Genomic DNA, 8138 nt, shown 5'->3' on the forward strand with positions numbered 1-8138 from the left:
GCGCGCCTCCATTGAGGCCGCGGCTTGAATCTTGAGTCGATTTTCAAAAAAACGCCATTTTTTCGAAAATTGGCCTTTCCGAAAAATCAGGTCTTCACATATATCTCCGCCCGCGCCAACGGACTTCACCTACGGGCCACACCGGTTCTCCCACCGGGTCTGCCAGTCCAGCGGTCACATCTCCCCTCTCCCCATCACGTCTACTGGTATTGGTTCAAAGGAACACTGTATGTTCAACAGAATTGCATTGGTCATTGCGGGCTTGATGCTGACCGTTTCGTCGGTTGGTTGCTGTTGCCTTGGCGGCTACGGCTACGGTGCAGGTTATGGCGCTCGAGGCTGTCAGCCATGCAACAATGGCTGTCCTCCAGCAGGTGGTAGCTACTACCAACAGGGCGCGATGTATCAAGGTGCGGACATCTCGCAGCAGGCCTTCTCCAGCAGTGCATTCACGCAATCAGCGTATGTACCTACGATGCAGTCAGCTGGCATGACGACAACCGCATCCGCAATTCCCGGTGCGATTCAAGGCCCACCAATCTATTTGAACACGGCCACCGTCCCAGCCGCCAGCTTGCCGCTGTATTAATCGAACGTCGTTCGAATCAAACGGCAGTTTCCGACCTGATTGATTCAGGTCGCGGGCGAATTGTCCACACGAAGTCGACGACGTGGTGGTGGACCCCGTTGGCAGACTTTGACCAAGAATTCAGTAAGAGTGAGCGACGACCCTACCCGGGGAAGTCTTGATGTTCGGGCTCTCGCGTGACGAAAACGGACTGAGATCGTTCGTTGTGCGAAAGCCCGATTCCAGCAAGACGCTCGTGGTAGGGTCGTTTCATTTCGTTTGATCTGGACGCGAATGATCGATCGGTCATCACGGCGGGCGCGGCACCTGAAATCGAGCTGACCTCACATGGATTGCCGTGGCGGCGTGTTTCAATGAGACTCGCCGCGGCCGACGTCGATGCGGTAGACTTGTGTGTGCTACGCCGCAGGTTGATTCGATTCTTCATCTCGAGTCGCGGGGGGCATCAAATCCTCATCCGCTTTGGTCGCTGATATGGCCGAATATCGATACATCGCACGCGAACTCTCCGGACAACAAGTCGCGGGGACGGTTTCGGCGGCATCCGAACGGGAAGCGCTCGGTTCTCTGGCGGCGAAGAACTTATTTCCCGTCTCGATCAATCTGGCCGACGCGGCGAAGGCGCACCAGGCCAACAAGCGACGACAAGTACCAGCCAGAATCTTGGCGGTATTTTACTCTCAAATTGCCGACCTGCTGCGTTCAGGCGTGCCTTTGCTAAGGTCGCTGGATTTGCTGGTCAAGCAGACTCGGCACGTCACACTAAAACTTGTTGTTCAGGAAGTCCGCGATCAAGTCGCCGACGGAACACGTCTGGCCGAGGCGATGCGCCAGCACCCCACGGTGTTCAACGAGCTGACCATCAGTATGGTTCGTGCGGGCGAGGAAGGCAGCTTCCTGGAGGAATCACTTCAACGGATTGCGACGTTTACCGAGCATCAAGAGGAGCTTAAGGGCCGTGTCGTCGGTGCGATGATTTATCCCGCGTTCCTGGTCGTCGCAGGGACGATTGTGGTGATTGGGATGCTCGTCTTCTTTGTGCCGATGTTTGATTCCATTTTCGACACCATGCGGAAACAAGGAACATTGCCTACGGCAACCGTGATCTTGCTGACGACGAGTGACTTTCTAAAGAAATACGGGTTACTCTTTCTGTTGGGATTGATCGCCGCCATATTTTTCGGCAAATCTTACTTTGCGAATGAAGCCGGGCGGCGGCGCTATGATGAACTGCGGCTGAAGATTGTTGGCATCGGCGCGGTCGTGCGCAGCTTGGCAGTGGCCCGTTTCTGCCGAGTTCTCGGCACGTTGCTTCACAACGGCGTTCCCATCCTGAGCGCGCTGAATATCGCAAAAGATGCGACGGGCAATCGGGTCATTAGTGAAGCGATCGCACAGGCGGCAGATCGCGTGTCCTCGGGCAGGTCCCTTGCGGAGCCTTTGGCCGAGTGCGGGCAGTTTCCGGTGGATGTTCTGGAAATGATCGCGGTCGGCGAAGAAGCCAACAATCTCGAACAGGTTCTCGTCGGTGTTGCGGACAAGATGGAGCGGCAGACCAATCGACAATTGGATCTCGTCGTACGCTTGCTCGAGCCCTTGATGCTTGTCGCAATGGCGGGCGTCATTCTGTTCCTACTGATGGCGCTGATGCTTCCGATCTTCAACATGTCCTCGATGACATGATGAAGGGTCTTCCGTGCTCGCTTGTCCCCTCCAGCGCACTCATGTGAAGGAAGCGTCAATGCCAATGAACGGCCAAGATCCAGCATGCCTAAATTTGCTCAACCTGCTTCAGCTTATCGATCGCCCAACGTACCGCTTCGCTGACGAGGGGCGATGGGTCTTCGGCCTGTGCAACAAGTACAGGCAATACACGCGGGTCTCTTGAGTTTCCTAAGACAATCGCGGCATTCCGGCGGAGTCCATCCCAGCCGGGGCGTCCCAAAGGTGACGCTTTGAATCGACGCTTGAATTCGACTTCGCTGATCGCCAGCAACGAAGCGGCGTTCACGGGCGTCAGTTCTGGCAGTGGCTGAAAACCTGGTTCCGGCGAGACTGGAGCCCGGTGATTCCACGGGCAGACGTCCTGGCACAGATCACAACCAAACAGCCAGTCACCAATTCCATCACGTAGTTCGATCGGAATTGAACTACGCAGTTCAATCGTCAGATAGGAAATACAGCGGCGTGCATCGAGGACGTACGGAGCCTGAAATGCGTCCGTGGGACAGACGTCGAGACATCGCGTACACGTTCCACAATGGGACGTTTCGTGGGGACGATCCGGTTCGAGCTCAAGATCTGTCAACAACGCCGCCAAGAGGAACCAGCTTCCCGCACGCTTGTTGATCAGCATTGTGTTCTTGCCAAACCAGCCGAGTCCCGCAAGTCTCGCGAAATCTCGTTCAAGCAACGGCGCAGTATCCACAACACCGCGCGTCCGACAGCCGGGGTTCAATTCGTGCAGCAGGTCGGCCAATTGCTTCAGCTTTCCCCGCAGCAGGTCATGATAGTCGACGGACCCTTGCGCATAGCGGGCAACCTGTGCCGGGTTTTCCGAAAGGGATTTTCGTTCGGGGACCGAGCGAGGCGGCGTCGTGTTGTAGTTCATCCCCAGCATCACGACGCTTCGCACATTGGGCATGACATGACTGGGATGTTCGTACGCTGCCGCGCGGCGAGGCAGATACTGCATCTCACCCGCAAATCCTTCCGCGATCCAATCAGAGAAGTGGACGAATCCGAGCGGCGATACGGCAGGAGCCATTCCGACCAAATCAAACCCCAAGCGGCCAGCTTCCACCTTCAGAGCATCTGACAGCGCTGCGGGATCTGTCATCGGCGATTGCGATTTGTCGCTGGGCATGACCTTCTAACAACTTAGCAGGATTCGAAAAATTGACTGGCGGAGCACCTGATTGACAGATTTTGCTCGACAACCAAGTGACTCGTGAATGAATGCAAATCAATGCCGTATGGAAGGTTCCGGCAGATTCTGCCGGAATTGAGTTGGATTGTTCGACGCAGATTCTCGTTCGGACCAATCCTGGTATCAAGATCTCTGTTGTGTGACTCGATTCACGGCAACGACCGCTTGAGCAACTTACTCAAACTTCCCAATCGGTATGACCGTGAATCGCCCGGACTGACATCTTAACGTAATCTGACCGGTCGTTACGAACCGCCAAGTTTACGCGACCTGCCGATCATGTATTTTGCGGTTGGTATCTTCGTGGAGTTCAGATCGGCAGGACTTGCTGCTCATGCCGCACGATTGACCGCACAGTAGAATTGCAGCGAAGGACACACGGCAATCACCTCAAGTTGCGACTTGAAATGCGCGCCGTGTTGCTTCTACGGGGACAGGATGTCTCTCAGAAAACGTGCCACGACGGCGCGGCCAACCGGTTTCGTGACCCGACCCGTGGAGACGAGGTGGCCATGCCGATCCTACGCAGCAGTCCCGTTTTTCTAAAGCCAATGCCTTTGTTCGCACCCAATTCATCACGGCTTTTTTCTCGGATTCGTGGCCGACACCGGCGGGGCGTCATCTGCCGAGCCGTCGTCTTCGTCGTCGCGCTTTGGGGAAGCCTCCCAGTATTCTGCAATGATGAACCGGTGACCGAGAAGGAACGGCGTTCGGCCGCGGTCGCCCTGAACTATAGCCGTGCGTCATTGCATCGAATTCGCCGCAATCCATCGGTACGGGTGATGCTTGAGGAGCAAGAGAAGATCCTCAACCATCTCGACCTGAACGGAATCGCCGATGAAGAAGTGATGAAGCTGTATTCGTCCGTGCTCGACGAGATTTCTCAAGTTCAGATTGCGGACCGCGAACGCGTGGTCCTGAGGGAACGATACAATCGGGCGTTCCAGCGAGATCTGGGAATCAATGCGTTCGAGATTGCCGCTCAGGTGGCAACGGCGAATTACGTCTCCGCGGTGCGCACCGGCGCGAACAGTTGGTGGGATCATCGCAATCAAGCAGCCAGTCACGAACTGGATATCTGGCAAGTCGACAAAAAGCGAATGAACAGCGTTGTCGAGAAATCGAGCCAGTTCCTGGACGTGTCGTGGAAGATGGCCCGCGCCAAGAAGATCCCTGATCGTTGGCTCGTCCGCAATGACGACCTCGATAAACTCGAACAAGCACAACACGAGGCCGATCCCGGAGTACGTCTGCGAGTCTTGAAACGGATGGAAGGCTTCATGGAATGCTATCCACCCTACTTGTATTACGTGGCTCGAACGCAGCAGTCGGTAGGACAGTTGATCGCCGCCAATGACACATATCAAAAGCTGGAATCACTCGGAGACGGTCACTTCCGGAAAGATGAAATGCTGGCAGCCGGACTGGCGAATCGGGCGATCATTCAATCGTTCCTGAGCCAGCCATCGGCCCCAGATATTGCTCGAAAAGCGATGGACTATTCATCCGAGGCCTGGGAGGCGAATTTGATTTGCGCCAATGTGCTGCAGAAGCATGGTCGTTATGTCGATGCGGAAGACGCGATTCTGCGCAATCTCGACGTGAATCTGGAAAAGACGCAAAGTCGAATTGCACTTTTGGGACTCTATTACACATCAGACAACAAAGACAAGCTGGCCGCGCAATTGCAGGACCCAGATTGGGTCAAGGATATTCCAGCACGGCAACTTGTTCTCTGTGCAGCCAAGATTGGCCAGCGCGCTGTACCGCCAACCGTTATCGATCAATTGTCGACTTCACTTCAGGCCACGCCGAGAATGAACGTCGGACGTGACGATTTCGTCGTGGCCGTCGGCCCAACATGGCAGATTCAGAATGCCGCGGTGACATTAAACTGGGGCGATCGCACGTTCTCCAATCCGCGCGTCACGGGCGGACGCGATACGGTCCTGCTCAGTTTCGACGGGATTGCTGAGTTTGGAAACCCGTTGTCACCAAATCACGATCCGAACGAAATCTCGTTGTCGATCAAGTACCAAGACGCAGCGCCGCTGCGCATGATTCTGAAGTCCAAATCGGAAAATCACAAAGTGCTCGATGTCTCAAACATCACACTTGCGGGACGACGACATCCCGTTTATCGGGTCATTTCTCTCGAGCAGAACGACCTGCGATTGTCGTTACTGCAAGAAACGGCGTCACTTGATTCCTACGACGCAGCAATTCCGTCCTCACGCGCTTCGATGAAATTGGCCGTACCGTTCCAGGAAGATCCCTCAAATGACGACACGGACTTCGTGTCACCACAGTAGTTGAGGCATCCAGGTGGTTTCCGACGGACGAGACTCTGCCGTGTCGCGCCTTTCGCGACAAGCGATTGGCGTCTAAACTGGCGAGACGAAGGAAAACTCACCTTTGAGTTGAAGTCAGTCTTTGCAAGTGGTGGATCGACATGCTCGTCAGTTGGAATTGGTTGAAAGAATATGTGTCGCTCGACGTCCCGGTCGCCGAGTTCGCCGATCGACTGACCATGGCAGGGCTGAATCTGGAAGAGTTTCACGCGGTCGGTTCGGATACATGCATCGATTTCGAAGTGACCAGCAATCGTCCGGATTGTCTGGGCCATCTGGGCATCGCACGTGAAGCGGCGGTTCTGTATCAGAAACCATTGAAAGTACCAGCGGCGTCTCCCAAAGGGGCGGCAACGAAAACGGCGTCGGTCACCTCTGTATCCATCGAGTGTCCCGATCTCTGCTCACAGTATTACGCCCGAGTCATTCGCGGCGTCAAAGTGGGACCAAGTCCCGCCTGGCTGGTCGACCGCCTGAAGACCGTGGGCATTGGAACGATCAACAACATCGTTGACATTACAAATTATGTCCTGATGGAATGCGGGCAGCCTCTGCATGCGTTCGACTTGCAGACATTGCACGGACACAAGATCGTGGTACGCCGCGCCCGCGCCGGCGAAAAATTGCAGGCCATTGATCACAAAGAATACGCGTTGACGCCTGAGATGTGCATCATTGCCGACGCCGATCGTCCGGTTGCGATCGCAGGCGTGATGGGAGGCGCGGAGACCGAGCTGACGTTCACGACGAAAGCTGTGCTGATCGAAGCCGCTTTGTTTTCGCCCCTTGCCATTCGCAACGCGTCGCGAAAGCTAAAGTTGAGAAGCGATTCCTCGTATCGCTTCGAGCGTGCTCTCGACCCACAGGGACCTGATTGGGCCAGCCGCCGATGCTGCGAACTGATCCTAGAAATTGCTGGGGGTGAATTGCTCGACGAACCGGTGTTCGCAGGCGTCAAAGCCCCGTCGACCGGCGAAGTCGTGACGCTGCGATTCCCGCAGTTGAAGCGCATTCTCGGAATCGATGTGCTGCCTGCGGATGCGGTACGCATTCTCGAAGCGTTAGGTCTGAAAGTTCGGCAACGTGACGGTGACAGATCCGTGACGTTCGAAGCTCCCACCAATCGACGTGATCTCAGCCGAGAAGTGGATTTGATTGAGGAAGTCATCCGAATTCATGGGTATGACAAGATTCCGTCTGATGCCAATGTCCCACTTTGCGCGAGCATGAAGCGACTTGAAGATCGTGTCGGTGATCGAGTGCGCGAAACATTGACCGCAGCGGGATTCTTTGAAGCGTTGACGGTGTCACTGGTCAGCGAGTTCGAGCGGACTCTCTTCACTCCACGCGGATCATTGCCGCCATTGACGATCGAACATTCCGATTTTCCAGAGTTCAGCCGACTGCGGCAAAGTTTGATTCCAAGCTTGCTGGTATCGCGACGCGAGAACGAACGTCACGGACAGTTTGACGCGCAATTGTTCGAACTGGCACGTGTGTACGTGTCTGCCGACAAATCGATCGCGGAAGCACAGGCCGAACCACGAATGGTCAGTTTCGTCAGCGGACGGTCGTTTCAAGAATTGAAGGGCGTTGTGGAGCAGGTTGCATTGCGCATGAACCCAAATGCGCGGGTCCAGGTGCGGCCAAGCGAGTGCCCTCAATTCGTGGCGGGTCGGGGCGCGGAAGTGATTCTGAACGATCAGCCATGGGGTTGGCTCGGCGAATTGGATCGAGCCGTCACCGGACAACTGGATCTGCGCGACGCGGTGACTGTGGCGGAACTGGATCTACGTGTGCTGGAACAACATGCCGATCTCGTTCCAAAATTCCGCGAACTACCAACTCAGCAGGCGTCCGCGCGGGACTTAAATTTTGTCCTGGACGAGCAGGTGACCTGGGCTGCGATTGAAGAGATCGTACGAAAGGCTGGCGGACCGCTGCTGGAGTCTGTGTCATTCGGCGGACAGTACCGCGGAAAACAAATTCCGGAAGGTAAGAAGTCGTACTTGCTGACATTGGCCTACCGCGCGGATCGAACGCTGACGAGTGAAGAAGTCGAGGAAGCTCAAAAGGCGGTCATCGCCGCTTGTGCCAGCCAGCTTTCCGCAACGCTTCGAGCCTAGCAGCCTGTTGAAGTAAGGGGGACAGGCACCTCGGAATTCACGATGTCATGGCGTTTTTTCAATCTGGTCGGAGCCAGTCCCCGTTACTTCAATAGTCTGCTAGAGAGCATTTCATAACCGCCTCATTGTAATGAGCGCGCAGG

The 8138-nt window shown here is 55.5% G+C and carries 5 protein-coding genes; 4 read left to right on the forward strand and 1 reads right to left on the reverse strand.

The window, feature by feature from the left end:
- Nucleotides 1-229 precede the first annotated feature (229 nt).
- Nucleotides 230-589 (forward strand): hypothetical protein, encoded by a 360-nt coding sequence (locus OSO_RS0111590; RefSeq protein ID WP_010583501.1) that lies wholly within the window; start codon nt 230-232, stop codon nt 587-589.
- Nucleotides 590-1063: 474 nt separating this feature from the next.
- On the forward strand, nt 1064-2272 hold the full coding sequence (locus OSO_RS0111600; protein WP_010583503.1) for a type II secretion system F family protein: 1209 nt from the start codon (nt 1064-1066) through the stop codon (nt 2270-2272).
- A gap of 88 nt (nt 2273-2360) precedes the next feature.
- Here the strand turns inward: OSO_RS0111600 and queG are convergent, their stop codons facing one another.
- The gene (gene queG / locus OSO_RS0111605) at nt 2361-3428 is read right to left on the reverse strand and encodes a tRNA epoxyqueuosine(34) reductase QueG (RefSeq protein ID WP_040592235.1); all 1068 of its coding nucleotides are present in this window, start codon (nt 3426-3428) and stop codon (nt 2361-2363) included.
- A 602-nt stretch (nt 3429-4030) separates the two neighbouring features.
- Here queG and OSO_RS0111615 point away from each other — a divergent pair.
- Entirely contained in the window at nt 4031-5830 is a 1800-nt protein-coding gene (locus OSO_RS0111615; RefSeq protein ID WP_157605150.1) for a tetratricopeptide repeat protein, read from the forward strand.
- Nucleotides 5831-5970: 140 nt separating this feature from the next.
- Nucleotides 5971-7995, forward strand: a complete 2025-nt coding sequence (gene pheT, locus OSO_RS0111620; RefSeq protein ID WP_010583506.1) for a phenylalanine--tRNA ligase subunit beta — start codon at nt 5971-5973, stop codon at nt 7993-7995.
- Nucleotides 7996-8138 lie beyond the last annotated feature (143 nt).

This window comes from Schlesneria paludicola DSM 18645 (genome assembly GCF_000255655.1).
GTDB lineage: Bacteria > Planctomycetota > Planctomycetia > Planctomycetales > Planctomycetaceae > Schlesneria > Schlesneria paludicola.

Bases quoted from the DNA above. Each gene is read 5' to 3' on its own strand.
- pheT (WP_010583506.1), top strand. From the start codon at position 5,971: ATGCTCGTCAGTTGGAATTGGTTGAAAGAATATGTGTCGCTCGACGTC.
- OSO_RS0111615 (WP_157605150.1), top strand. From the start codon at position 4,031: ATGCCGATCCTACGCAGCAGTCCCGTTTTTCTAAAGCCAATGCCTTTG.
- queG (WP_040592235.1), bottom strand. From the start codon at position 3,428: ATGACAGATCCCGCAGCGCTGTCAGATGCTCTGAAGGTGGAAGCTGGC.
- OSO_RS0111590 (WP_010583501.1), top strand. From the start codon at position 230: ATGTTCAACAGAATTGCATTGGTCATTGCGGGCTTGATGCTGACCGTT.
- OSO_RS0111600 (WP_010583503.1), top strand. From the start codon at position 1,064: ATGGCCGAATATCGATACATCGCACGCGAACTCTCCGGACAACAAGTC.